Raw genomic sequence first — 23,695 nt, 5'->3', positions numbered from 1 at the left:
ACCACGAATTCGTCTTTCGTTCACGGTAGCGGAAGTACCTCCGGTACATCGGACAATGCGGAACAGGCGGTGCCAGAACAAGTCTGAACGTCGAGTTTACGAAGGTTCACCTAAATCATGGGTTTCTGGAACGAATTCCCGACATTGCGGACAAGGCCGGAAATAGGTGCTTTCAGCTCACATCGGTAGATTCTCGACCATGCCGACTGATTCCACACCCGACGGGTTCGCCTTCGAGCGGTTCGATGTCATCGATGCCGGATCCATCGCCACGACCTTCGCGGCCAAGGATCACCGATCCGGGCTGTACATCCTGCACTTCACGAACGACGAGGCCTTCGTCGGATACTCCCACTCCGTGGCAGCCCAATTCGCCGCCGACCGCGTCATCTGGGCCGACATCGACTCGCTCGACTTCACCCCCGGGACCGAGGACAAGCTCGAGCAGTTGACAGCGCTGGTCTCGCAACTGACCGACCTGCGTCAGCGTCCGGCGGAGCCGACCGCGATCGGCGAAGCACCGAGCGCGAAAGCCGCATTGCCGAAGGAACGCGCCAAGCGCGCAACGCTGCTGGACGCGGCCGTCGGGCAGAGCCGTCGACGGTTCTGGGAGCTCTCCGACCACATCGCTTACCCCGCCATCCGCAGCATCGTGGCCGACTACATCAACTCCTCGATCCCCGATCCGGCGAACACCGAGAAGTACCTGTGGCAGATCAGCGCCCTGTCCGACGCACAGGACGACACCGGTCCGCGACGTCTACTGACGCTGACGTGCGGCGGATTCGAGACCCTCCGCGTCGACGAGATCATGCACGACGACGACACGATCGAGCTGGACCTGCGCATCAATACCAACGTTCCGCGCGACCGGACCGACGAGCAGCTCGAGATCTTCAACGAGACCGTCAGCGCCGGACGCGGACCGCATCGAGACGAACGCGTGTGGTCGTGGTCGATCGACCTCGGGGCGCTGCTGGAAGAGGACGTGGACGTCGACCTGGGTATCGACGACGACACGTTCGACGACCTCGCCTACGGCCTCAACGCTCGACTGATGCGGTCCGGAAACTCAACGGGCGCAGCGGCACACAACCACGATCTCGCGGCCGACCTACTCGCCGAGGCGTACCGGCAGCTGTTCGAGGCCGAATGAGCGAACGGCTGTGGTACGTCTCGTACGGGTCCAATCTGCTGCGCGAGAGGTTCCATACCTACCTGACCGGATCCGACGAGCACTCGGAGTTCGGCGCGCACCCGCCGGCACCCACCGCGTCACTACCTGCCGAACAACGGTGGCTGTGGATCGATCATGCGCTGTACTTCGCGGGAGTATCCCGGCGCTGGACCGGAGCATCCGCCTTCGTGTCGACGACGGTCGATGCCGCCAATCGTTCTGTAGCGCACGGCTATCTGATCGAACGAGTCCAGTTCGCTCACCTGGCCGCGGTCGAGAACGTCGTCGCAGCCATCGATGCCGGGGCGACGGAGACGCTCGCCGTCGGACAGTGGTCGCAGCTGGAAGTGGATCGCGAGGGCGAGAGCTTCCGCGGGAAATACGATGCACTGCTGCGGCTTCCGGACATCGACGGAATTCCGGCCTTCACACTGACCAGCTCGATCGTGCGGGAGCCCGGCGCACCGTCGAGCAGATATCGCTCGACGATTCGCCGCGGGCTGCTCTCTGCAGCGCTCGATCTGGACGTCGACGCCTACCTGGAAGCCGCCATCGAACGATCGGCGAAGCTCACTTCAGCGCATCGAGGTTCGTCTTCAGCAGCAGCACGTTGTAGTCCGACCACCGAGATGCAGTGAAGTACAAGTCTTTTCCACTCGACATCGGATGAATGAACGGTGCGTAGATACCGCCGGCCGTCTGGTTTGCATCGAGGATCGTCTTCGGCGCGCTCCACGGCCCCTCTGGATTCTCGGCAGTACGCGCGACCAACGTACGAGAGTTCTCGTCCCCGTACATCATCACGTAGCGGCCGAGGTAGTCGCTCCACGCAACGGACATCTCGCTGACCGGTCCCTTGACGATGGCGACGGTATCGCCGATGTTCTTGGACCACTGCTTGGTTGGGTCGGGATCCTGCGTCGAGTACTCGTACGCGTCGAGATTCTCGATGTCGGCCGACGCGACTCGTGAGACGAAGGCATCACCGAATCGTCCGTTGGGGGTGCCGAACTGGTACAGGGTCTTGCCATCGCGGCTCAGTACGTAGGCACTCTGCTGGAATTTCCCTTGGCTCTCGTGGACATTGGTGAAGCCGGGGATCGTGACGCCCTTGTTGACGCGGATCGTCTTGGGATCCGTCGTCCAATTCTGGCCGTTGTCGGTCGATTTGGCCGTCGCGGAGTAGTTCGTGATCCAGCGACCGGGTGCGCCCCAGCTCTGCACAGACATGTAGTTGATGTACTGGGTGCTGCCGATCGCGATAGCCGCCGTGGGGATGGTGGTGTCCTCGACGCTCGGTAGCTTTGCGCTCGAGATGATCTCGGCGGCGTAGCGTGGATTGTTGGCTCGGACAACAGCACCCGAGGTGCTGCTGTTCGGGTCGGCCGGGCCGATCTTGATTCCTTGGGAGAGATCGGTCGACGCCTTGTCCGACCGGAACAGAGCATTGCTGCGCCACTGCGCATTTCCCGAGGAGCAATCACCGAACGTGTCACCGAACGCCATCAGGATCTGGCCGGAGCCGTTGTCCCAACTGATGCCCAGGTCGGTTCCCGACATCGCCAAAGTGTTGTAGGTGTCGTTCACGCTCTGCGGGCCGGTGACCCAGGCGATGCTCTGCGTGTTGCCGGTGATGCGCGGAAGAGGCCCCTGCGGACCCTGGGGGTTCTTGCCCGACATCCCCGCGCTGCCCGAGGACCCGAAGAGCGGCGACGAGCCCGGTCCGCCGAGGCCACCACACGGCTCGGCCGAGACGGTAGGCGCGGTCAGAGCGCTGAGCCCGCTCACTGCCAGTGCCAGGACAGCCCCGACAGCGATCTGCCGACTACGTACACGCATGGACGAACCCACCGTTTCCCGTGTGACCCACGATACTCATGTGACTGATGGGACGAGTGTTACGCAAATCTACTCATCGCGCAACAAATGGGGCGTGTCGGTGCTTGACAAATCACCCACTGCGGGAATGACACTGGTGTGATTATCCGCTGATCATGCGTGCGTGCGCCGTGTCCAGAACCAGCAGGGCTACGCCTTGGACCACAACTGCCGTTCCGTGGCCCAACGCCTGGTCGGCAGTGATCCGGCGGCCGAAGCGAGGCTTCCTGACGGCGATGTGCGCACCGGTCGCGATGTAGAGGACGTCGAGACCGGCATTGATCCACAGCAGCCGGCTCAGGCTCGCAGCCGTCGGCGGCGTCGAACTCAGTGCGCCGGCACCCGCGATCGCGAGATCGATCGCACCCCACCCGGCCGTCTGCAGACCGAACGCTCGTCGTGCGGGCGACGAGCCGCGCAACGCCAACACCGTTCCGGCGAGCACACTTCCACCACCCCACACCGTGAGACGACGGCCGAGCCGCTCGGCGACGACGGGAGCTTCGATTGGGGTCATGGTTTCCAGTGTGCCGTGTTCGGCGGCAGCGCCGTTTGAAAAAGGAGCGTTCGACAGCGTGCGCTGTAACCGGGGCGTGCTGATCACCGACCGAACGGATTCGAGTCGGATCCGGGCAGCCAGCTGTTGCCTGGTACCGACCACCCATTGGCTTTGATCATCTTCTTCGCTGCACGCTGATTGCGGCCGATCAGACGGTCGAGATACAGATGTCCGGCGAGATGGTCGCACTCGTGCTGCAGACACCGAGCCAGGTAGCCCTCGCCCTCGACCGTCACCGCGTTCCCCTCCACATCGACGCCGGTGACGCGGGCCCACTCGGCGCGTCCCGTGGGGTACCGCTCCCCCGGGACCGACAGACACCCTTCGGAGTCCTCCGGGGCGGGCATCGTCTCCGGGATCGGCGACGTCTCGAGCACGGGATTGATCACGTGCCCGCGGTGACGCACTCCGCCGTCGCGCAGGTCGTAGACGAAAGCTGCACGCGGATCACCGACCTGATTGGCAGCGAGGCCCGCCCCGTGTGCGGCGATGTTCGTTTCGAACAGGTCGTCCACGAACGCCGCCAGTTCCGCATCGAACACGGTGACGGGAGTGGCTCGGGTCGTCAGACGCGGGTCGCCGGCAATGAGTATGGATCGAATCGCCATGCGACGAGGTTACTGTCGAAGTATGGCTCACTCCCGTCGCTCCCCCACGGCTCACCCCGCGGACAAGGTCTGCGCATCGTGCGGGCGGAGAATCGAGTGGCGCAAGAAGTGGGAGAAGAACTGGGATGACATCAAGTACTGCAGCGACACATGCCGGCGACACAAGGTGAGCACCACCGACAAAGAACTCGAAGACAAGATCCGCACCCTGCTCGAGGCCAGATCCCGCGACGCCACGATCTGCCCCTCCGACGTGGCACGAGCACTGTCCGACGACGGATGGCGCGAGCTGATGGAGCCGGTCCGCCGCGCTGCTCGCCGCATGGTCGACGCGGGAGAAGTCGAGATCACCCAGAAGGGGTCCGTGGTCGATCCCTCGACTGCGAAGGGCCCGATCCGTATTCGTTGGAAGCGTTGACCGGCGTCGCAAAAACGTGTCGGTGGGTGGGTATAGCTTTCGTGGTGTGAAGACATGGGGGGATGTGTTCGGGCTCGCGGACCAGGAATTGGTCTCCGAGCTCACTGACGTGACATCCCTCGAAAACGCACTCGCTGCAACCAGATTGACACTGCTCGCCGAAATCGACCGACGCGGCTTGGCGATGAAACTCGGTCACTCGTCCGTCACCCGCTGGTACGCCCGATCGGTCCGGATCACCGACGGATCAGCGGCCCGCCAGAACGCACTGGGGTACTGGCTGCACGATCACCACACTGTGCTCGACGCCCTCGCCTGCGGTGAGATTCACGCCGCTCACGCCGCAGCAATCGCCGAGGGCTACGACGTCGTCCTGCTGGCCGACCCCACCCTCGACGAGCAACGACGCGACGCAATCGTCGCCGAACTCCTCGACACCGCGATACGCAATACCGCCGGTCAGGTCACCTCACGTGCGCAAGCACTGGCGCACTCTGCGGCGGACGACGCCCGAGCTCGACACGAGAAGGACCGGCGCGAGCAACAACAACGAGAGCAGGAAAAGAGGGAGCCGGAGCATCAAGATCAGGCGGGACGGAGCGATCACTCAGCGACTCCACACGGCAGGCTACCCGACCCGGAACCGCCTGCACCCGAGCCTGTTCCGCCGACTCCCGCGCCGGCACCGGTGTCGGAGAACCCGGACCTGAACCGATTCGATCTTCATCCTCTCGCGAACGGCCGCTATCAATTCGGTGGCAACGCCGACCGATTGCTGGCCGAGAAACTGCTCACCGCCCTGTCGGCGTTGACGGCGCCGCGGCCAGGTCCCGGTGGCGAACGCGACCCACGTAGCCCATCGAAGCGGCGAGCCGACGCCCTCGATCAGATCCTCGACCGACACCTACACGGCAGCACCCGCGGGCCGGCAGGTGAGTCGCGGGCGTCGGTGCACCTGATCGTTCCGCTACGAGACTTGCTCGCCCACAGCGGCAAGGAGCAACCCGGAAGCGCAACAACGGACTCGACGGGAACCGGTGCCGGCCACGACAGGGTCGGTTCCAGCGTTGATGCAGTGCGCCACGAAGAGGGCGACAGCACCGGTCCCACCGACCCGCGTCCCGATCGCGCTGCCCGAGGCCATACCGACGCTCGCGGCGAAGCAACAGCCGGCGGTGATCGTGCCGGGCAGAAATCTGCGCCCGAGCCGGGCGACGCCGACTGGCCGTTCCACCTCGACTGGACCGGCCCGATCACTCGCTTCCTTGCCGAACTTCTCACCTGCGACGCAGACCTGACCCCGGTCATCGTCGACGACCACGGCGTTCCGCTCGCCCTCGGGCGCACCACCAGACTCGCCAGCGACGATCAACGCATCGCCCTGACCATCCGCGACACCTGCTGCGTGATGTGCGGCCGACCGGCGCAGTGGTGCCAAGCCCACCACGTGAAGTTCTGGGAAGACGGCGGCGTAACCGATCTGAACAACCTCGCGCTGGTCTGCGGAGAATGCCACCGACTCGTCCACCACGGCGACTGGCAAATGATCATGGGCGACGACGGACACCCCTACGCCATCCCACCCGAATCCGTCGACCCCAAAAGACAACCACTCCCCAGCTACCACCGACGAAAACGACGAGCAGCCTGAGGACAGGTCAACCGCGCAACTCTCGCTTGAGCAGCTTCCCGCTCTGGTTGCGCGGTAACTCGTCGACGAACGTGACGGTCTTGGGCACCTTGAACGGCGCGATGCGACCCTTGACGTGGTCGATCAACGCCTCCGCCGACAACTCCTGCCCGTCTTTCAGCACAACGACAGCAGTGACCGCCTCGATCCACCGGTCGTCGGGGGTCCCGATCACCGCGACCTCGGCCACCGCCGAATGGGTGTAGATCGCATCCTCCACTTCGCGTGACGCGACGAGAATGCCGCCGGTATTGATCACGTCCTTGATCCGGTCGACGACGGTGATGAACCCCTCGGCATCGCGGGTCACCAAATCGCCGGAATGAAACCACCCGTCCGAGAACGCATCTGCCGTCGCCTCCGGCTTGTCCCAGTAGCCGTGGCACAACTGAGGGGATCGGTAGAGGATCTCGCCGGGCTCACCGTCCGGCACACCGTTGCCGTCGGCGTCGACGACGCGGGTCTCGACGAAGAACACCGCGCGGCCGCACGACGCCGGCCTCGCTTCGTGCTCGGCAGGCTGCAATACCGTTGCCAGCGGCCCTATTTCGGACTGCCCAAAACAGTTGTAGAACTCGATGTCCGGATACCGCTCTCGCAGTCGGGTGAGCACTGTGACCGGCATGATCGACGACCCGTACTGCGCCTTCTTCAACGACGAGAGGTCGCGCGTCTCCAGATCGGGGTGATTGGCCAGCGGAACCCAGACCGTCGGGGCCAGGAACAGCGACTTGATCCTCTCTTCTTCGATGCGGCGCAGGATTTCCGGAACGTCGGGCCTACGCATCAAACGCACAGTGGCACCCACAGACAGGTAGGGCAGCATGAACACGTGCATCCCCGCCGAGTGGTACATCGGCATCACGAGCAGCGGATCGTCGTCCTGGGTGAACCCGAGAGCGATGACACACGAGACGTACTCCGCGACGAGTGCGCCGTGAGACATCATCGCGCCCTTGGGCTTCGACGTCGTTCCGGAGGTGTAGAGCAACTGAGCGAGGTCGGTCGACTCTGCGGCGGAGTCGAGGTCAGAACTGTCGCCGTCCGTGCCCAGCACATCGGGAAGAGACACCACGTGCTCGATGCTCAGGTTGGTGCGAACCGAGTCGAGGGTGGCCGTCAACGCCGGGTCCACGAGAACCACGCGGGAGCCCGACTGTTCCAGCAAGTACTGCAATTCCTCGCCCACGAGCGCGTAGTTGATCGGAACGTGCACCAATCCGGCTCGCGCACAAGCAAGGAACGCAACGACGTACGCATCCGAGTTCACGCCGTACGCCGCGACGCGGTCACCCTTGTTCAAACCCAACGCGATCAGTCGACGAGCGGCGCGGGTGACCGCGGTATCGAGTTCTCTGTAGGTGTGGCTACGTCCCTCGAACGTCACGGCGAGACGGTCGGGGAATTTCGCTGCCGACCGTCGCAGGACGCCGTCGACGGTGTTCACTCGTGTTCCGCTGCTCATCACCCGACGTTATAGGACGTCCAAGCATTTCGTCCTGTGTTTGGCTGCCCTTACGGTTCGCACAGGACAGGTGGGGCATGCGGGAAGGTATGACAGCCAAACAAGCACTCGACAGCCTCGAATCGGCCTCCTTCCTCGACGGAGCCGGCAACGCAATCAACGGAGTTCTCGCGCCCGCACTCGACGACACCGCCGTCGGTTCCGCGCTCCGCGGGCGGTGGGTCGGGCACCCCATCCACCCTGCGTTGGTCAACGTCACCATCGGCAGTTGGACGAGCGCAGTGGTCCTCGACCTGATGAATCACCAGTCCCGGGCGAGCAAACTGGTCATCTCCGTCGGGCTGGCGTCCGCGCCCGCCGCTATCGCCACCGGTTGGGCCGACTGCTCGACGATGAACGTTCGCCAGCGGCGGGTCGGGATGATCCACGCGGCCTCGAACGCGACCGGCGTATTCCTGTTCCTCGGCTCCTACCTACGACGCCGCAAGCACACCGACGGTGTTGCCAAAGCGCTCGCCGCGGCTGGTCTCGCTTCCGCCAGCGTGGGTGGACTCATCGGAGGTCACCTCGCCTACAGCTCGACCAGCAGTGACACGCCATCAGTGGTTCAACACCGCGCCTGACGCCGCGGAGTGCGCATCAGCGGTCCGGCCGTGGCCTGCACACAACTATTAGGAGCAGCATTTCCGTACGCCGTACGGTAGACTGCGTCGGCCCCGGGCGAACCAGCGCCGGGGGCGGCGAAAGGCGACTCCCGCGCAATGACTCCAGCCCAGCCGATGATCTCCACTCCGCCAGCCACACCTGCCCAAGACCTGTCCACCATCATCGTTCGCGGTGCCCGCGAGAACAATCTTCGTGATGTGAGCCTCGACCTGCCCAAACGTTCGCTCGTCGTGTTCGCCGGCGTCTCCGGGTCAGGCAAGTCATCCCTCGTCTTCGACACCATCGCAGCCGAGGCCCAACGACAGATCAACTCCACGTTCACCGCGTTCGCGCAGACGTTCCTCCCGTCCTACGGTCGGCCCGACGCGGATCTGATCGCCAACCTGTCGGCCGTCGTGATCGTCGATCAGAAGCGTCTCTTCGGCGGCCCGCGTTCGACAGTCGGCACGATCACCGACATCGGGGACTGGCTGCGCATGCTCTGGTCCCGAGGCGTCACTCCGTCGATCGGCTACGCCAACGCATTCTCGTTCAACGACCCCGCCGGCATGTGCCCCGAGTGCGAGGGGCTCGGCGAAGCAAAGGTCGTCGACCTCGGCGAACTGGTGGACGAGTCGAAGTCCTTGCGAGAAGGGCCGTTCAAGCATCCGGACTTCGAGGTCGGCAAATGGCCGTACCGGGTGTTCTCCGACTCGGGTCTGTTCGACCTGGAAGTCCCGATCGAGCAGTACTCGGCCCGCGAGCGCCACATCTTCTTCGACGCCAAGCCCGGCGAGGTCGAGGTGACGAACCCCGACGCAGTCATGAAGAGCTACGAGGGCATCGTCTCCCGCTTCCGACGCAGCTATCTGGCGAAGGACGCCGATGCGCTCAAGGGAAAGTCCAAGCTGGCGTTCGAGCGCATCGTCACCCGGGGCACCTGCGAGGCCTGCGGCGGCTCCCGCTACAACGAGACCGTCCGAGGTGCCACCCTCGAGGGGCTTTCCCTCCCCGAGGCGTTCGCCATGCAGGTATCCGAACTCGCCGATCGCATCGACGGTTGGAAGATCAAGGGCTTGGGCACCTTCACGAGCGAAATCGTCACGCAGCTCCGCAGACTCGTCGATCTCGGACTGGGCTACCTCAGCCTGGACCGCGCTACGTCGTCGCTCTCCGGTGGTGAATCTCAGCGCATCAAGATGGTCCGGCACCTGGGAGCCACACTCAACGACATGCTCTACGTTTTCGACGAGCCGACCACCGGGTTGCATCCTCGCGACGTGCACCGCCTCGACGACATGCTGCTCGCGCTCCGCGACAAGGGCAACACCGTCCTCGTCGTCGAGCACGACCCCGAGGTGATGGCCATCGCCGACCGCATCGTCGAGATCGGACCCGGTGCTGGAAAGGCCGGCGGCACAGTCGTGTTCGAGGGAACCTACGACGAGCTACGCGACGCCGACACCCGGACCGGTGCCGCACTACGACGCGAGAACATCGAATTGCGCACTCCGCGTGCCCCTTCCGGCTGGCTGAGCATCACCGGAGCAAGCACCCACAATCTGCGCGACGTCAGCGTCGACGTTCCGCTGGGGGTGCTGACCGCCGTCACCGGGGTCGCCGGTTCCGGAAAGTCTTCGCTCATCCACGGACACCTCCGCGAGGCCGCGCCGGACGCCGTGATCATCGACCAGGCACCCATCCGCGGCTCGCGCCGCTCCTCCCCCGCGACGTACACCGGACTCCTCGACCCGATCCGCGCGTACTTCGCCAAGAAGACCGGCCAGCCGCCATCGCTGTTCTCACCCAACTCCGACGGTGCCTGCCCCGACTGCCAGGGCAGTGGCGTGATCTTCACCGATCTCGGATTCACCGACCCGGTGACCAGCACGTGTGAGACGTGCCAGGGCAGGCGATTTCGGTCGGGCGCGATCCGGCACACCGTCGACGGCATCAGCATCGCCGACATCTTCGAGATGTCCGTCGAGGACGCGCAGGACTTCTTCGACGTCAAGAAGATCCGCGACATTCTGCGGCGGTGCCGAGACGTCGGCCTCGGCTACCTCTCCCTCGGCCAGAACCTCTCCTCGTTGTCCGGTGGCGAGCGCCAACGCCTCAAGCTCGCCACCGAGCTGGTCGGATCGTCACCGGTGTTGGTACTCGACGAACCGACGACCGGTCTTCACCCGTCGGACGTGTCGAATCTGATCGCGTTGCTGTCCGGGATGGTCGACGAGGGCAGATCGGTGATCGTCATCGAACACAACCTGGACGTCGTTGCCGCCGCCGATTGGGTCATCGACCTCGGCCCCGACGGCGGGCACAACGGCGGCCTGATCACGTTCACCGGACCGGTGGACGCGCTGCTCACCTCGGACACCCACACCGGGCGGTACCTGGCGCGCAGCCTGGGACGGTGACCGAAGACCCGATAGTGTTGGCCCTCCAGGGACATCGGACACAGGAGTGGCAGTGCAGCGTCGATCGGCACGAATGATCTCAGCAGGGTTCGCGGTCGTCGCGCTTCTTGCAGCCGGGTGCGGTGGCGCGACGACCGATACCCCGGCCACCACCTCAGCCGCCGCGCCGACCGGGGAATTCCCCAAGTCGATCGCGTCGGGCTCTGACGGTGGGACCGTCACCATCGCCGCGATGCCCCGCACGATCGTCTCGCTCAGCCCGACGGCGACGGAGACCCTGTTCGCCGTCGGCGCGGGTGAGCAGGTTGCGGCCGTCGACGATCAGTCGGACTATCCGGCCGACGCGCCCAAGACCGGCCTGTCGGCATTCACGCCGAGCCTCGAGGCGATCGTTGCGTACGACCCCGATCTGGTGATCACCTCCACCGACTTGGGCATCGTGACATCCACCCTGGCCGAGGCGGGGGTCCCGACGCTGTTGCTGCCGGCCGCGACAAGCCTTGACGACGCGTACTCGCAGATCGAACAAGTGGCCGACGCGACCGGGCACGACGCCGAAGGCGACGCAGTGGTCGCGCAGATGCGTGACCGGATCGATGCGGCCGTCGCCAGCGTGCCGACGCGCGAAGAGCCACTGACGTACTTCCACGAACTCGACGACACGCTGTACACCGTGACCAGCCAGAGCTTCGTCGGGCAGATCTACGGCCTCTTCGGTCTGCAAAGCATCGCCGACGGCTCCGATGCCGGTGACTACCCGCAGCTGTCCGCCGAGACCGTGATCACCGCGGACCCCGACGTGGTCTTTCTCGCTGACGCCCAATGCTGCGGAGTGACAGCCCAATCCGTCGCAGCTCGGCCGGGGTGGGGAGCAATGCCCGCCGTCCGGGACGGCAGGATTTTCGCGATGGACGAGGATTTGTCGAGTCGATGGGGTCCTCGCATCGCGGACCAGGTGGAGGCCGTTGCCGCCGTGGTGCAGCAAATTCCTGCGTGAGTCACTCGTACCCGATCCGCACCTCGTCTACGAACTCGTCTGCTGCCCAACCCAATCGATCCCTGGTCAGGTCGGGCAGGGTGACCGTCATCTGCACGAGGTACTGATCGACGATGTGCTGGACGACCACATAGCGGGTCCGGGCGAACAGCGTCCGACCGTCCCAGTCGTATCGACCGGCGATCGAGACGGACGGGAGTCCGCGCAGCGGTGCTCGGTCGCGACTGACCTCGACCCAACCTGGCAACGCCCGCGAGTCTCCGAACCCGCATTCCAGCAACGCTATCGGGTCCACTGATCGCGTGAACTTGCCCACCAGAGCCATTGCATTCGGCACGAACCCGTCGACGGCATTCGCCGGCGAACACAGCACCGCGGTGGCATGCGGGAACAGGTGCTCGGGAACCAGGTCCCAGCCCGGCATTGTCGGCAGTTCGAGACCGAACCTGTCGCATTCGCTGCGATGTACGGGCACGAGCTCGACACCCTGCTGCTGCAGGAAACTGTCGATCGATCCCTCTCGAACCGTCATTGAACACCATTCCTTCCAACGGAGATCGAGGCGGCTCGGTCGGCGCGGATGCGCTCGAGCAGACTGGGTGGACGCAGCAACTCGCGCGCATCGTCGTGGCCCAGTTGCTCACGAGCCCAGGGATTGTCGCGACACCATTGCAACAGCGCGAGCAACGAGTTCGGTTCGACCTTCTTCTCGCACACCATCAGTATCAGCTCCTGATCCGATTCGCTGTCGGCTTCGCGATACACAACCCGGACAGTGGGGTACAAGTGCGGATGGGGCACCGCCGGATTCGGATGTGTTTGTGGCTGCAGGCCGACAATCCCGTCCCACGGAACAACCGTGACGTCGCTGGTCACCTTCCATGCCCGACGTCGATAGATCTCCTGCACTATGCCGTCGGGATGCAGCGAAATTCTCGTCCGGTTGACGATGACGAATCCCAGGACGAAGCACAGCAGCACCACCGGGGCTCCGACGAGCGTCGAGATCTCCGCCCTGAACTGGCGACGTCCAGGTTCGTCGTCCCTCCAGTAGAAATAGGAAAAGCCGAACAGAACCGCGAGGGCGAAGATGAAGCTCCGGATCAGGAAGTCTCCCCGCCCGGGCACGGACAAACCACGTCCCTCCGCAGCCACCTCGATCGGTCGCACGAAACGCGACAGCCGCACAGATCCTACACCGGACATCACCACAGACTGTCCGAGTGCCACGATCACCAGAAACGCGGGCCACAACAAGCCCATGAGCACATCCGGGGGAAGGGGCTCGAACAGAAGGACGAGGGTCACAAGAATCGCTACGGATGCCCCAGCGAGACCGACGAACGCTATGAGCCACCCGACATGCACACTGCGCCACGTTCGCACCCACAGTGGCTTCGGCGGTCCCACAACGCTTTTACGAACCGAATATGCCGGAGGACCCTCCTGCCGCGGCACGGCACGATCGTCTCTGCGGTCGGTCATCGCAATGTCCACTCGAAAGCTTTGGACACGCCGTGGCTCACGGTGCCCCCGACGAGGGTTCCCAACGCGACCCCTGCGGCGGCGCCGGCAACCGTTCCAGGACCCGGAAACCATGAGCCCGCTGCGCCCCCGAGTCCTGCGAGCGCGTACGTCACGTAGCTTGCGGCCGCCAGACCGACGGCCGTGCTCGCCGAATTCACCAGGATTGCCTCGGTCGGGTCCACTCCTTCGTCGATATCGTGTGCAATCGAGGGAATCGTTCCGGCGACCGCACCGAATGCCCCGAGTCCGCGACCGATGTTTCTGGCGACGTCGTCCACGGAACCGACACCTGGAAGTTCCAGCGCCCTCTTCGTTGCGTCGGTCATTGCACCGATGACCGACGCCGCCACGGTCGTCGGCCAATCCGGCATCCACGAGAACGATCCGTCCGGGTTCTCCACGAACTGTCCGGTCGGGCTGGTGAGCGCCAACTCTGTCAACAGCTTCGTGGGGCCGACCAGCTGCTCGGCAGCGTCGAGCGCGGCCTTGTCGGCCTGGTTCAGAGCACTCTGAATATCCCGAGTCAACTGCGCTGCAGCAGAGCGCAGTTCATCGGCCTGGCGTACTTTCTCTTCGCCCAGACTGTCCGGGATCAGCGCAATCATCCCGTCGGGATCGACCACACCGTCTGCCCGTACGGCGAACCCGCTGGTCGTTGCTGCCGACACCTGCGCCTGCAGGTGCGCCTTCGCGGCGTCGACCATTCCTGCTGCGGTCTCGAATGCCTTACCGAGCGAATCGATCTCACCGCACACCGAGCTCATCCTGGAGCATTCGGTCACCACGCGCTCGGCCGCTGCGCCTGCTGCGTCGCCGGTCCATGTCTCGGCCAGCACATCCTGCTCGTCCAACACGCTGGTGCGTTGACCGTTGACTCGCTCGACGATCTCGGCCAGTTCGATCATCGTCTTACGCATCGACTCCGGCTCCCAGCCGGCGACGTGCGGCACGGTCGGTGTCATTTCGGCTCGTCCATTGCGGCGAGGCGGCGGGCGAGTTCGTCGTCGGCGATCTCGTAGTTCTGCGCAACACCGCGTGCGATGTCCGCGACGCATTCGGCCCGGCCGGCCAGTGCCGCAACAGCTCCCGCCGCTGCTGCGGCCGCCGCCGCACATGCTGCGCCGAAGTCGGTACCCTGCAGCGCATTCTCGGATTCCCGGAACGGGGCGAGGGTATCCAACTCGGCAATCGCCTCCCCGGTTCCCGACAACACATTCGAGAACTGCCGCAGGATCACTGGATCCACATTCACTGTCATGACACTCCCCCGAGTCGCACCGTATCGACGCCCGGTGAATCGGCGTCATCGGGTTTGACGCCTGCCGGATCGGATCGGTTCCCTCCGGTCCGGTTCCGCAGACGCGAATGGGACGCGTACCGTTGACCCGGCTAACGACCCAAGGGGGGGCAACCGCATGAACGGCCGTCGACTATCGTTCGCTGCCGCGGCCGGACTCGCGGCCGCGATGGGCGTCGGGCGCTTCGTGTTCACGCCGCTACTACCGATCATGGTCGACGCGGCGGAGCTGACGCCGAGCAGCGGTGCCGTCATCGCAACCGCGAACTATGCCGGCTATCTCGTCGGGGCAATCGTGTTGTCCGTGCGCCCGTCGATCAATACGACGACGTCGTTCAGGCTGTGGACGGTCGTGCTTGTGGCCAGCGAATTGGCCATGGCTGCAGTGCATTCCACCGCAGCGTTCTCGGCGCTGAGGTTCCTGGCCGGCCTGGCGAGCGCCGCGGTTTTCATCGCGTGCGCGAGCACCGTGACGAAACATCGCGCCGAAGGTGCCTCCCCTGGTATCGCTTTCGGCGGCGTCGGCGCAGGCATCGCGGCGTCGGGAATTCTGACCCTGCTCGTCGGACCGCACATGTCCTGGGAGGCGCTGTGGGTGTGCTCGGCGATACTGACTGCAGTGCTCGTCGCCCCGGCGTGGACGCTTCGAGTACACCCCGAGCCTGGAGGGCGGTCCGAGTCCGGGCAGGTGAACGCTGGAACCAGGGCGGTGTGGCGGACACTGCTCGTCGCGTACTTCCTCGAGGGCCTCGGGTACATCGTCGTCGGCACGTTTCTCGTGGCAGCGGTCGGTGGCCACGGCAGCACGTCGGTAGGTCCGGCGGTGTGGATCGTCGTCGGATTCGCCGCGGTACCGGCGACCGTGTTGTGGCAGGGAATTGCTCGGCGAACCAGCATGCGCAGCGCTCTGGTGGCAGCATTCGCATTGCAGACCATCGCCGCGGTCCTTCCCGCTCTGACCGGAAATACCGTCGCCGCCGTGATCTCGGCTCTGTTGTTCGGCGGAACGTTCATGGGCATCACGATGCTGACGATGAGTACCGCCCAGACATTGCCCATCGGACGTACCGCGGCGACGCTGACGGCGGTCTACGGCGTCGGTCAGGTGGTGGGGCCGTTGGTCGTCGCGCCGGCGATCGGCGACTCGTACTCGATCGCCTTCGCCATCGCGACCGGGGTGCTGGTGCTGGGAACCGTAGCGTCCCTCCGGGTGATGCGGTTGTCTGCGTAGGGCCACCCGCAAAACCGGTTGGGTGCTGGCAGGAATATCGCCACGTGACGGAGATCGCGTCGGGCCTCTACCTGGTCTTTCCTCTTGCGGTACCGATCGTGCTGCACTTCTATGTTTGATACGCCCTCGGCACAGGGAAGGCGTCGAACTGGCGCACGTGAGGCACATCGATCCGAACGCGCCACTACATCCGAGGAGAATTGCACATGCCCACCACAGTGGCCGATCAGCTCGTTCGAGGACTCGTCGACGCCGGCGTACAACGCATCTACGGCATCGTCGGCGACAGTCTCAATCCTGTGGTCGATGCAGTGCGTCGCACCGGCGGATCGGCCAAGGGCGGCATCGACTGGATTCATGTACGCCACGAGGAGGCCGCTGCGTTCGCTGCTTCCGCCGACGCGCAAACCACCGGCGCGCTGGCCGTGTGTGCGGGTTCGTGTGGCCCGGGCAACCTGCATCTGATCAACGGACTGTTCGACGCACACCGTTCCGGCGCACCGGTTCTGGCGATCGCGTCGCACATTCCCAGCAGTGAGATCGGCTCGGGCTACTTCCAGGAGACACACCCCGATCGACTCTTCGGCGAATGCTCGCTCTACAACGAGTTCATCTCCACCGCGGAGCAGGCACCTCGGGTGTTCCGTGCGGCGATCAATGCCGCCATCACCGGGGGCGGGGTGTCTGTTCTGACGCTCCCGGGCGATATCGCTGAGCTGTCGGCCGCCGGAACGATGGACCCCATCGCCATTCCCTCGGCACCGATCGTCACACCGCCCGCGGCGGACATCCAGACACTGGCCGACGCCATCAACAACGCCGAGAAAGTTGCCATCTTCGCCGGTTACGGCGTCAAGGGTGCCCATGACGAGGTGGTCGCATTCGCCGACACCATCGGCGCTCCCGTCGGACATTCGTTGCGCGGCAAGGAGTTCATCCAGTACGACAACCCGTACGACGTCGGCATGACGGGGCTGCTCGGGTACGGAGCTGCGCATGCCGGGATCCACGACGCCGATCTGCTCATCCTGCTCGGCACCGACTTTCCGTATCAGCAGTTCCTTCCCGAGGACGTCACGACCGCGCAGATCGACATCGATCCCACCAAGCTGGGACGTCGAACCTCGGTGCAGTACCCGATCCACGGTGATGTTCGGGCAACCTTGAATGCGTTGCAGCCATTGGTCACTCGCAAGACCGACCGCCGCTACGTGGAGAAGTGGGTCGACAAGCACAACGACCTGATGGGGAAGACCGTCGGCGCGTACACCCGCAACGCCGAGAAGCTCGTTCCGATCCACCCCGAGTACGCCGCATCGGTTCTCGACGACCTTGCTGCCGACGACGCAGTGTTCACCACCGACACCGGCATGTGCAACGTGTGGACCGCGCGCTACATCAACCCAACCGGCAGAAGAGCTTTCGTCGCGTCGATGCTGCACGGATCCATGGCCAACGCGTTGCCACACGCCATCGGAGCGCAGTTCGCCAATCCGGGCCGCCAGGTCGTGTCGATCTCCGGCGACGGCGGGTTCTCGATGCTGCTTTCCGAACTCTTGACCGTCGCGATGTACAAGCTGCCCGTCAAAATCGTGCTGTTCGACAATTCGACGCTCGGCATGGTCAAGGCCGAGATGCTCGTCGACGGCCTACCCGACTTCGGCGTGGACGTGCCCCAGGTCGACTACACGGGCATCGCAGCCGCAGCGGGCCTTCACGCGCAACGCGTCGAGAAGTCGGAGGACATCCGCAGCGCACTCGAGGCTGCTTTCGCGGTCGACGGCCCGGCACTGGTCCAGTTGATCACCGATCCGCTCGCGCTGTCCGTTCCGCCGACCATCACCGGGGAGCAGATCAAGGGATTCGCGCTCGCGATGAGCAAAGTCGTACTGAACGGCGGCGTCGGCGAGGCGGTTCGGATGGCGAAGTCGAATCTGCGCAACGTGCCCCGGCCGTAGTCGCACCTCTCGACATCGGCGCGACGGGTTACCCGCGAGGTCTCGCTCGTCGCGCCGAGTTCTGTCGCAGGTGCCTCGATCCACCGGTCGACGTCCGGCCGACACCGAGCGTCGATCGCCAAGTTTGCAGCTATTCTCGACGGACCGCCCAAACCGGACATCACGATCCGGGAATCGACCGTTCGGAAGGCACCACCATGGCCATCGACTACACCCGCAAGCCCTCGACCGGGCAATCCTCGGCGCCGCAGGCCGGTGCTCCGGTCAGTCTGAGCAAAGTGACGCTGTCCAAGGCGTCGCCGACGATCAGCCTCACCAAGTCCGGCGAGAAGCAGGGTTCGATGCGGGTCAACCTGAACTGGTCCACCGGCGCACCCGCTGCACAGCCGAAGAAGAAGGGCTTCCTGGCCAAGCTGGCTGCCGCGTCGTACGGTTCGGGCGGAGTCGATCTCGACCTCGGGTGCCTCTACGAATTGCGCGACGGCTCCAAAGGCGTCGTACAGGCGCTCGGCAACAGCTTCGGTTCGCTGCAGGATGCGCCGTTCATCGCGCTCGACGGCGACGACCGTTCCGGCTCGGTCAGCGGCGGCGAGAACATGCACATCAATCTCGCCCACCCCGAGAAGTTTGCCCGCATCCTGATCTTCGCGATGATCTACGACGGCGCACCGAACTGGGCGGCCGTCGACGGAGTGGTGACGCTGTACCCCACCAGCGGACCTCAGGTGGAGGTACGACTCGACTCGGCCGAGAACTCTGCGCGGATCTGCTCGATCGCATTGTTGGAGAACACTTCTGCCGGAATCACGGTCACCCGTGAGGTGGAGTACATCCAGGGTAGCCAGGCCGACCTGGACAAGAAGTACGGTTGGGGACTGCGCTGGGCGGCGGGGCGCAAGTAGTCAGAGAGGTTGCGGCGGAGTCATTTCCAGCCGGACGCCGATCAGTCGAACCTCTCGATTGTGGTCGAGGCGATCGACGAGGGCCACTGCAGCCGAGGTCAGAATCTCCGGATCGAAGGTCGGCGCTCCGGCGATCGGCGCGCTGACGGTATGCGTCTCGAACGGTGCGTAGCGTATCTTCAGTGCCGCTCGCACGGCCGGCCGGTTCTCGGCTTCGATGTCTGCCAACACTTTCGATGTCAGAGCCGCGACCTCTTGCCGAATCACGGCCCAATCGGCGACGTTGGTCTGGAACGTGACTTCGCGACTGTGTGATCGCGCTACCCACGGCTCGGACGTGACCGGCGCGAGATCGATACCCCGCCCCTTCGTACCGAGCCAGGGGCCGATCTTCGGTCCGAACGCCGCAGCCAGGTCCGCATCGTCGGCATCGGCCAATTCACGAACGGTCGAGATGCCCAGTGCGGTGAGCCTCTTCGAGATCTTCTTGCCGATCCCCCACAGCGCGTCGGTACCACGCTCACCCATCACCTCGAACCAATTGCTCTGTGTCAGGCGGTAGATGCCCTGCGGTTTGTCGAAGTCGGTGGCGATCTTGGCTCGTAACTTGTTGTCTCCGATGCCGACCGAGCAATGCAACCCTGTCGCGTCGAACACCGCGTCGTGCACTGTCTTGGCGAAGCGCTCCGGGTCATCGGTCTCGACACCGAGAAATGCTTCGTCCCAGCCGATCACCTCGACTACGACACCCAACGTCCGCAGCGTGTCCATCACCATCGCCGACGCCTCGTCGTATGCCGGTTTGTCGACCGGGAGAAAGACCGCGTCGGGGATCTTCTTCGCGGCAATGCGCAGCGGCATCCCGGAACCGACACCCTTGGCCCTCGCCTCGTACGACGCCGTCGAGACCACACCGCGCTCGGTGGGATCTCCCCTACCGCCGACCACCACGGCTTTGCCTACCAGATCGGGGTTGCGCAGCACTTCGACGGCAGCGATGAACTGGTCGAGGTCGACGTGCAGTACCCATCGGCGACGCCCTGGGTCGGTTGGGGTGCTCCCGGTCATGGTGCCCAGTGTGCCCGTGGTGTCTCATGGCGCAATGACCAAATCGATATCTCGCACCATCGGCCGGGTCGTACTCGGGGCGTTCCTCGTCTTCGCCGGCCTGAGCCACCTGTTCTGGGCACGCAGTACGTTCGCAGCCCAGGTGCCCGGGTGGGTGCCACTGAGCACCGACTTCGTTGTGCTGGCTTCGGGGGTCGTCGAGATCGTGCTCGGGCTGGCACTGCTGTTCTGGACTGCTCGCGCACCGCTCGTCGGCTGGGTGGTCGCGGCCTTCTTCGTCGCGGTGTTCCCCGGCAACATTTCACAGTTCGTCACGCACACCGACGCGTTCGGCCTCGACTCCGACACGGCACGAGGAATCCGATTGCTGTTCCAGCCACTGTTGATCCTGTGGGCGCTGTGGTGCACCGGGGCATGGGCGCAGTATCGACTGTCACGACACGGGCGCAGCCGGAGTCAGTAGGCGGACCGCTGCCCGGCCGGAACGATGCCGTGGTGCAACTGCGCCACGTCGGGGTGTGCTCGCGTGCGGGACTTCCATGCGTTCTCGCCGTAGGTGCTGTAGATGGGGTTGTCGGGGTCGTTCTCGACTCCCCGTGAATGCTGCGCAAATTCGGCAGGCAGTTCGATGACCGGTACGACGGCATCGAGCGCCGGGCTCAAGAAGTGTGGCACCGATATCCGGTCGCTGCCGGGGCCTGGCGCGACCACCCGGTGCCGCGTGGCCCGGAGATAGCCGCCGGTCGCCACTTCCAACAACTCGCCGATGTTGACGATGAATGCCCCGGCCAAGGGCGGCACATCGATCCACGTATCGGGAGTCGTCTCCACCTGCAGTCCGGACGAATCCGGTTCGACGAGGAGCAGCGTCAGCACCCCGGAATCCTTGTGTGCGCCGACGCCCTGCGAATGATCGGGGGTACCCGGATAGCGGACGACCTTCATGAGCGTTGCGGGCGCGGTGGCGAAGGCCTCGTCGAACACATTCTCGGGGGCTCCGAGGGATTGCGCCCAATGCCGTAGGAGACGAAGTCCGAGACCGGACACCGTGCGTTCCCAGTCCTCGAACGTCTCTCTGAACCCTGGGGGCTGTGACGGCCACAGATTAGGACCCTGAAGGTTCCAGTACCCCTCGGCCCCATCGAGTGCCGGCCGTTCGGGTCCGATGTCGATCTGCTCCCGCCAATCCACTCGGCCGTTGGTCAGCTCTCCGCCCACCCGCGAATAGCCGCGGAAATGAGGGCTCTTCAGCTGACTGATCTCGTCTTTGACATCGTCCGACACAGCAAAGAACTCCCGTGCCAGACGCAGCACGTCGTGCATTCGCTCGGTCTCGATCCCGTGCCCGACAAGGTAGAAGAAGCCCGACCGATGGGCGGCCTCGCGTAGTGCCCGCTCGAACGCGGAGGGGTCCTTTTCGGCCGAAGCAAGATCGAGAACAGGAAGCATGCTCGCGATTGTCCTCCCCACCTGACGCGGCGGCCAGCACTGTTGAGGTTCCGTGAATATCCATGCGCCAATGCCACACTGGACGCCATGAGCCATGGAGCACTCGACATCACAGTCGTCGGTCACGGCGCAGCCACCTATCCGCCCGAGCAGTGCACGCTGTCGCTGACCGTCCGTACCGACGGACGAACGGCGGAGTCGGCGTCCGAGCCGGCCCAACAACTAGTCCGCGAGCTGACGCGTCTTGTCGAGCCGCTCTACAGCAGCGACGGCGGCCCCATCGATCGATGGTCCGTCGATCAGGTGCGGCACTCGCGGAACCGGCCGTTCAACCACGACGGCGAACAACTGCCGTACGTCTACCAGGCGGAGGCGTCGGTGGAAGTACAGTTCAGCCAGCTCGACCTCGTCGATGCCTTCGTCTACGCCTCCTCTGCGCTCGAGGGTGTGTCGATCGATCACTTCGATTGGGACCTGACCGAATCGAGCCGGATCTCGCACACGCTGGCAGTACGCGAACTCGCCGTTCAGGACGCGGTGGCCAAGGCCGAGGCTTACGCGTCGAGCCTGGGGAGAACGAGCGTGCACGCCGTCGCGATAGCCGATCCAGGTCTGCTGCCGGGGACCGCCGAGCACGGTGGCCCCGACGCCTCGCCTCGCATGTTCGCCGCGAAGTCGGCCCCGGCCGGGTTCGCGCTCAAACCCGAGAACATCACGATCGTTGCGAGCGTGCACGCCCGATTCACCGCTACCTGACTCCGCGCGCATACGCTCGAACCATGAATCGAGACGATGCCCGACGCCTCTGGCCGCGGCCACCGCTCTTGCCTCGTCCGATCCTGATGGATCAGCGCTGGGAACGGCTGGTCTTCTTGCATTGGCAAGTCCCGAGTTCGGCCGTCGCCCCGCTGCTTCCCGAAGGATGTGAACCGGACGAGTTCGACGGTTCGACCTGGGTCGGCCTGATCGGCTTTCACATGGTCGGTGCCGGACTCGGATATCGGCACCCGGTTCCTTACTTCGGTACGTTCGGGGAGATCAATGTCCGGCTCTACTCCGTCGACGCAGAGGGTCGACGCGGCGTCGTGTTCAGATCGCTGGAGGCTTCCCGACTGGCAGTCGTGTTGGGCACCAACGTCGCCCGCATTCCGTATCGATGGGCATCGATCGACATCGACGATGACACCACCACGATCGGATACCGCAGCAAGCGGCTCGCTCCCCCGCATCGCGGTGCCACGACCAATTTCGGAATTGTCCGAGGAACACGCGACATGTCCGAGAACTCACTGGCCGTGTTTCTCACCGCGCGATGGGGGTTGCACACCTCGCTGGCCGGCCGGCTGCTGTACGTACCGAACGTGCACCGGCACTGGAACCTGGTCGATGCCGAACTGACCCACTGCTCCGATGAACTCGTTGCTGCGGCAGGCCTGCCCGGCGTCAGCACACGACCGCCGGACTCGGTGCTGTATTCACCGGGAGTCGAAACCCAGTTCGGAAAGCCCTACACGGTTCGCGGCCGATAGAAGATCACGTGTCCCGAGGACAGCTCGACTACCCAATCGCCGCGGGCCTCGTCGCCTTCTTCGGAGCTCGAGCTCGACGTGACGCTCTCCCGCAAGACGAGATAGCCGGAATCGAGCGGAAGGTCGAACAGAAGCTTTGTGCCGTCCGAGAATTCGACAGCCGGCTCGTCACCCGTCGACAACCGAACTACAGTGGCTCCGATGGACGGGAGACCTTCGACGGTCGGCCCCTCCGTACTGGGGTGCTCGGGGGCCGGCCACGATTCGACGGCTCCATCCGGTCCGCACAGGACGGTGGACCCGTCTGCGGCGCAGTACTCCCAGGATTCGACTTCGTCGCGGGGACGAGCCACCACTGTGTGCCCGCCGGCGAACGCCATCCGCAGCACGCCCGATCGGTCGTAGTCGACGTCCTCGCACACGAGACCGTGCAAAGCCGCGAAGGCCCGTAAACCCTCGAACTGATTGTCTTCGTCGACCGTGAGGTCATCGATCACCACTTCGCTGAAGGAAACGGTGGCTCCATCGTCGAATTCGATGGTCAGATCGAAATCGAGCAGAATTCTGCTGACACGGTGCTGATCGACGGCGAGTTTCATCGACTTCGACTGTGCCACAGAACCGAGTCCCGGTACATAACCGAGCACGGCACACCCGGGGCGGCGGGGCTGGAGAGTCGTCGGTGTCGCGATCGGTGTGCGCGGGTTCGGCTGTGGCGGTTGTGGTTTCGAAATGCGTAATGCCCCCGACCGTGAGGTCGGGGGCATTACGGAATGTTGTGTTCGGCGGTGTCCTACTCTCCCACACCCTGTCGAGTGCAGTACCATCGGCGCTGGAGGGCTTAGCTTCCGGGTTCGGAATGGGACCGGGCGTTTCC

General features: G+C 64.6%; 24 protein-coding genes, 1 rRNA gene and 1 pseudogene. 14 read left to right on the top strand and 12 right to left on the bottom strand.

The annotated features are described in order from the left end of the window. Positions 1-199 precede the first annotated feature (199 nt). Positions 200-1,156, top strand: a complete 957-nt coding sequence (locus CH286_RS28250) for a hypothetical protein (protein ID WP_255182685.1) — start codon at positions 200-202, stop codon at positions 1,154-1,156. Continuing rightward, a complete protein-coding gene (locus CH286_RS16940; RefSeq protein ID WP_032404084.1) occupies positions 1,153-1,815 on the top strand; it encodes a hypothetical protein in 663 nt (220 codons plus the stop codon). Before CH286_RS28250 ends, CH286_RS16940 begins: the two co-directional genes overlap by 4 nt. On the opposite strand, the gene CH286_RS16935 is transcribed toward CH286_RS16940, so the two are convergent. The 3 genes from CH286_RS16935 to CH286_RS16925 all read right to left on the bottom strand — a co-directional run bounded on the left by CH286_RS16935 (position 1,748) and on the right by CH286_RS16925 (position 4,222). Further along, the gene (locus tag CH286_RS16935) at positions 1,748-3,016 is read right to left on the bottom strand and encodes a DUF4185 domain-containing protein (protein WP_032404083.1); all 1,269 of its coding nucleotides are present in this window, start codon (positions 3,014-3,016) and stop codon (positions 1,748-1,750) included. The two genes, CH286_RS16940 and CH286_RS16935, sit on opposite strands and share 68 nt — an antisense overlap. Positions 3,017-3,158: 142 nt before the next feature. Continuing rightward, positions 3,159-3,572 carry a DUF6992 family protein gene (locus CH286_RS16930; RefSeq protein WP_094609888.1) on the bottom strand — a complete coding sequence of 138 codons (414 nt, stop codon included), beginning with the start codon at positions 3,570-3,572 and terminating at the stop codon, positions 3,159-3,161. Between the two features lie 83 nt (positions 3,573-3,655). Beyond that, a complete protein-coding gene (locus CH286_RS16925) occupies positions 3,656-4,222 on the bottom strand; it encodes a peptide deformylase (RefSeq protein ID WP_094609828.1) in 567 nt (188 codons plus the stop codon). On the opposite strand from CH286_RS16925, the pseudogene CH286_RS28430 reads away from it, so the two are divergent. From CH286_RS28430 to CH286_RS16915, 3 genes and pseudogenes are all read left to right on the top strand, one after another. Beyond that, positions 4,104-4,373 (top strand): annotated as a pseudogene (locus CH286_RS28430) (DUF2256 domain-containing protein); the annotation flags it as partial. The gene CH286_RS16925 and the pseudogene CH286_RS28430 sit on opposite strands and share 119 nt — an antisense overlap. Before the next feature lie 15 nt (positions 4,374-4,388). Then, positions 4,389-4,640 carry a DUF3253 domain-containing protein gene (locus tag CH286_RS28240; protein ID WP_255182694.1) on the top strand — a complete coding sequence of 84 codons (252 nt, stop codon included), beginning with the start codon at positions 4,389-4,391 and terminating at the stop codon, positions 4,638-4,640. Between the two features lie 46 nt (positions 4,641-4,686). Then, positions 4,687-6,291, top strand: a complete 1,605-nt coding sequence (locus tag CH286_RS16915; RefSeq protein ID WP_255182684.1) for an HNH endonuclease signature motif containing protein — start codon at positions 4,687-4,689, stop codon at positions 6,289-6,291. A gap of 7 nt (positions 6,292-6,298) precedes the next feature. Here CH286_RS16915 and CH286_RS16910 read toward each other — a convergent pair whose 3' ends face one another. Next, positions 6,299-7,795 carry an acyl-CoA synthetase gene (locus CH286_RS16910; RefSeq protein ID WP_094609826.1) on the bottom strand — a complete coding sequence of 499 codons (1,497 nt, stop codon included), beginning with the start codon at positions 7,793-7,795 and terminating at the stop codon, positions 6,299-6,301. Between the two features lie 89 nt (positions 7,796-7,884). Here CH286_RS16910 and CH286_RS16905 point away from each other — a divergent pair, with 89 nt between their 5' ends. The 3 genes from CH286_RS16905 to CH286_RS16895 all read left to right on the top strand — a co-directional run bounded on the left by CH286_RS16905 (position 7,885) and on the right by CH286_RS16895 (position 11,857). Beyond that, a complete protein-coding gene (locus tag CH286_RS16905; RefSeq protein WP_094609825.1) occupies positions 7,885-8,418 on the top strand; it encodes a DUF2231 domain-containing protein in 534 nt (177 codons plus the stop codon). 138 nt (positions 8,419-8,556) lie between these two features. Then, positions 8,557-10,860 (top strand): ATP-binding cassette domain-containing protein, encoded by a 2,304-nt coding sequence (locus CH286_RS16900; protein WP_255182683.1) that lies wholly within the window; start codon positions 8,557-8,559, stop codon positions 10,858-10,860. Positions 10,861-10,933: 73 nt separating this feature from the next. Further along, positions 10,934-11,857 (top strand): ABC transporter substrate-binding protein, encoded by a 924-nt coding sequence (locus CH286_RS16895; RefSeq protein ID WP_094609823.1) that lies wholly within the window; start codon positions 10,934-10,936, stop codon positions 11,855-11,857. 1 nt (position 11,858) lies between these two features. On the opposite strand, the gene CH286_RS16890 is transcribed toward CH286_RS16895, so the two are convergent. The 4 genes from CH286_RS16890 to CH286_RS16875 are packed head-to-tail and all read right to left on the bottom strand — an operon-like array spanning position 11,859 to position 14,642. Further along, positions 11,859-12,389 (bottom strand): LpqN/LpqT family lipoprotein, encoded by a 531-nt coding sequence (locus tag CH286_RS16890; protein WP_094609822.1) that lies wholly within the window; start codon positions 12,387-12,389, stop codon positions 11,859-11,861. Beyond that, positions 12,386-13,342, bottom strand: a complete 957-nt coding sequence (locus CH286_RS16885; RefSeq protein WP_094609821.1) for a hypothetical protein — start codon at positions 13,340-13,342, stop codon at positions 12,386-12,388. The genes CH286_RS16890 and CH286_RS16885 overlap by 4 nt, the downstream gene beginning before the upstream one ends. Further along, the gene (locus tag CH286_RS16880; protein WP_094609820.1) at positions 13,339-14,346 is read right to left on the bottom strand and encodes a hypothetical protein; all 1,008 of its coding nucleotides are present in this window, start codon (positions 14,344-14,346) and stop codon (positions 13,339-13,341) included. Before CH286_RS16880 ends, CH286_RS16885 begins: the two co-directional genes overlap by 4 nt. Further along, the gene (locus tag CH286_RS16875; RefSeq protein WP_094609819.1) at positions 14,343-14,642 is read right to left on the bottom strand and encodes a type VII secretion target; all 300 of its coding nucleotides are present in this window, start codon (positions 14,640-14,642) and stop codon (positions 14,343-14,345) included. The genes CH286_RS16880 and CH286_RS16875 overlap by 4 nt, the downstream gene beginning before the upstream one ends. 157 nt (positions 14,643-14,799) lie before the next feature. On the opposite strand from CH286_RS16875, the gene CH286_RS16870 reads away from it, so the two are divergent. The 3 genes from CH286_RS16870 to CH286_RS16860 all read left to right on the top strand — a co-directional run bounded on the left by CH286_RS16870 (position 14,800) and on the right by CH286_RS16860 (position 18,772). Continuing rightward, positions 14,800-15,912 (top strand): YbfB/YjiJ family MFS transporter, encoded by a 1,113-nt coding sequence (locus CH286_RS16870; protein ID WP_094609818.1) that lies wholly within the window; start codon positions 14,800-14,802, stop codon positions 15,910-15,912. Positions 15,913-16,118: 206 nt separating this feature from the next. Beyond that, entirely contained in the window at positions 16,119-17,870 is a 1,752-nt protein-coding gene (locus tag CH286_RS16865) for a pyruvate dehydrogenase (protein WP_094609817.1), read from the top strand. A 197-nt stretch (positions 17,871-18,067) separates the two neighbouring features. Next, positions 18,068-18,772, top strand: a complete 705-nt coding sequence (locus CH286_RS16860) for a TerD family protein (protein ID WP_094609816.1) — start codon at positions 18,068-18,070, stop codon at positions 18,770-18,772. Here the strand turns inward: CH286_RS16860 and CH286_RS16855 are convergent, their stop codons facing one another. Then, positions 18,773-19,840, bottom strand: coding sequence for a DNA polymerase IV (locus tag CH286_RS16855; protein ID WP_094609815.1), 1,068 nt, complete (start codon positions 19,838-19,840; stop codon positions 18,773-18,775). A 34-nt stretch (positions 19,841-19,874) separates the two neighbouring features. Between CH286_RS16855 and CH286_RS16850 the strand changes: the two genes are divergently transcribed. Beyond that, positions 19,875-20,303 (top strand): DoxX family protein, encoded by a 429-nt coding sequence (locus CH286_RS16850; RefSeq protein ID WP_032402959.1) that lies wholly within the window; start codon positions 19,875-19,877, stop codon positions 20,301-20,303. Here CH286_RS16850 and CH286_RS16845 read toward each other — a convergent pair. Then, positions 20,297-21,289 carry an isopenicillin N synthase family dioxygenase gene (locus CH286_RS16845; protein WP_094609814.1) on the bottom strand — a complete coding sequence of 331 codons (993 nt, stop codon included), beginning with the start codon at positions 21,287-21,289 and terminating at the stop codon, positions 20,297-20,299. The genes CH286_RS16850 and CH286_RS16845 overlap by 7 nt on opposite strands. An 87-nt stretch (positions 21,290-21,376) precedes the next feature. On the opposite strand from CH286_RS16845, the gene CH286_RS16840 reads away from it, so the two are divergent. Beyond that, entirely contained in the window at positions 21,377-22,045 is a 669-nt protein-coding gene (locus CH286_RS16840; protein WP_094609813.1) for an SIMPL domain-containing protein, read from the top strand. A 23-nt stretch (positions 22,046-22,068) separates the two neighbouring features. Next, complete coding sequence (locus tag CH286_RS16835) at positions 22,069-22,818, top strand: YqjF family protein (RefSeq protein WP_255182682.1); 750 nt, start codon at positions 22,069-22,071, stop codon at positions 22,816-22,818. Here CH286_RS16835 and CH286_RS16830 read toward each other — a convergent pair. Together CH286_RS16830 and rrf are read right to left on the bottom strand one after the other, a co-directional pair. Then, on the bottom strand, positions 22,797-23,417 hold the full coding sequence (locus CH286_RS16830) for a DUF6188 family protein (RefSeq protein ID WP_176458269.1): 621 nt from the start codon (positions 23,415-23,417) through the stop codon (positions 22,797-22,799). The genes CH286_RS16835 and CH286_RS16830 overlap by 22 nt on opposite strands. A 181-nt stretch (positions 23,418-23,598) precedes the next feature. Next, positions 23,599-23,695, bottom strand: a 5S ribosomal RNA gene (gene rrf / locus CH286_RS16825); the annotation flags it as partial.

Source organism: Rhodococcus sp. WWJCD1 (genome assembly GCF_002258735.1).
GTDB lineage: Bacteria > Actinomycetota > Actinomycetes > Mycobacteriales > Mycobacteriaceae > Rhodococcoides.
Note: the sequence above shows the minus strand (reverse complement) of the source record. Positions and strands in the feature narration are given on the sequence as shown.

Excerpts from the sequence above, each read along its gene's own strand:
- CH286_RS28250 (WP_255182685.1), top strand. The coding sequence starts at position 200 with ATGCCGACTGATTCCACACCCGACGGGTTCGCCTTCGAGCGGTTCGAT.
- CH286_RS16940 (WP_032404084.1), top strand. The coding sequence starts at position 1,153 with ATGAGCGAACGGCTGTGGTACGTCTCGTACGGGTCCAATCTGCTGCGC.
- CH286_RS16935 (WP_032404083.1), bottom strand. The coding sequence starts at position 3,016 with ATGCGTGTACGTAGTCGGCAGATCGCTGTCGGGGCTGTCCTGGCACTG.
- CH286_RS16930 (WP_094609888.1), bottom strand. The coding sequence starts at position 3,572 with ATGACCCCAATCGAAGCTCCCGTCGTCGCCGAGCGGCTCGGCCGTCGT.
- CH286_RS16925 (WP_094609828.1), bottom strand. The coding sequence starts at position 4,222 with ATGGCGATTCGATCCATACTCATTGCCGGCGACCCGCGTCTGACGACC.
- CH286_RS16910 (WP_094609826.1), bottom strand. The coding sequence starts at position 7,795 with ATGAGCAGCGGAACACGAGTGAACACCGTCGACGGCGTCCTGCGACGG.
- CH286_RS16905 (WP_094609825.1), top strand. The coding sequence starts at position 7,885 with ATGACAGCCAAACAAGCACTCGACAGCCTCGAATCGGCCTCCTTCCTC.
- CH286_RS16900 (WP_255182683.1), top strand. The coding sequence starts at position 8,557 with ATGACTCCAGCCCAGCCGATGATCTCCACTCCGCCAGCCACACCTGCC.
- CH286_RS16895 (WP_094609823.1), top strand. The coding sequence starts at position 10,934 with ATGATCTCAGCAGGGTTCGCGGTCGTCGCGCTTCTTGCAGCCGGGTGC.
- CH286_RS16890 (WP_094609822.1), bottom strand. The coding sequence starts at position 12,389 with ATGACGGTTCGAGAGGGATCGATCGACAGTTTCCTGCAGCAGCAGGGT.
- CH286_RS16885 (WP_094609821.1), bottom strand. The coding sequence starts at position 13,342 with ATGACCGACCGCAGAGACGATCGTGCCGTGCCGCGGCAGGAGGGTCCT.
- CH286_RS16880 (WP_094609820.1), bottom strand. The coding sequence starts at position 14,346 with ATGACACCGACCGTGCCGCACGTCGCCGGCTGGGAGCCGGAGTCGATG.
- CH286_RS16875 (WP_094609819.1), bottom strand. The coding sequence starts at position 14,642 with ATGACAGTGAATGTGGATCCAGTGATCCTGCGGCAGTTCTCGAATGTG.
- CH286_RS16870 (WP_094609818.1), top strand. The coding sequence starts at position 14,800 with ATGAACGGCCGTCGACTATCGTTCGCTGCCGCGGCCGGACTCGCGGCC.
- CH286_RS16865 (WP_094609817.1), top strand. The coding sequence starts at position 16,119 with ATGCCCACCACAGTGGCCGATCAGCTCGTTCGAGGACTCGTCGACGCC.
- CH286_RS16860 (WP_094609816.1), top strand. The coding sequence starts at position 18,068 with ATGGCCATCGACTACACCCGCAAGCCCTCGACCGGGCAATCCTCGGCG.
- CH286_RS16855 (WP_094609815.1), bottom strand. The coding sequence starts at position 19,840 with ATGACCGGGAGCACCCCAACCGACCCAGGGCGTCGCCGATGGGTACTG.
- CH286_RS16850 (WP_032402959.1), top strand. The coding sequence starts at position 19,875 with ATGACCAAATCGATATCTCGCACCATCGGCCGGGTCGTACTCGGGGCG.
- CH286_RS16845 (WP_094609814.1), bottom strand. The coding sequence starts at position 21,289 with ATGCTTCCTGTTCTCGATCTTGCTTCGGCCGAAAAGGACCCCTCCGCG.
- CH286_RS16840 (WP_094609813.1), top strand. The coding sequence starts at position 21,377 with ATGAGCCATGGAGCACTCGACATCACAGTCGTCGGTCACGGCGCAGCC.
- CH286_RS16835 (WP_255182682.1), top strand. The coding sequence starts at position 22,069 with ATGAATCGAGACGATGCCCGACGCCTCTGGCCGCGGCCACCGCTCTTG.
- CH286_RS16830 (WP_176458269.1), bottom strand. The coding sequence starts at position 23,417 with ATGAAACTCGCCGTCGATCAGCACCGTGTCAGCAGAATTCTGCTCGAT.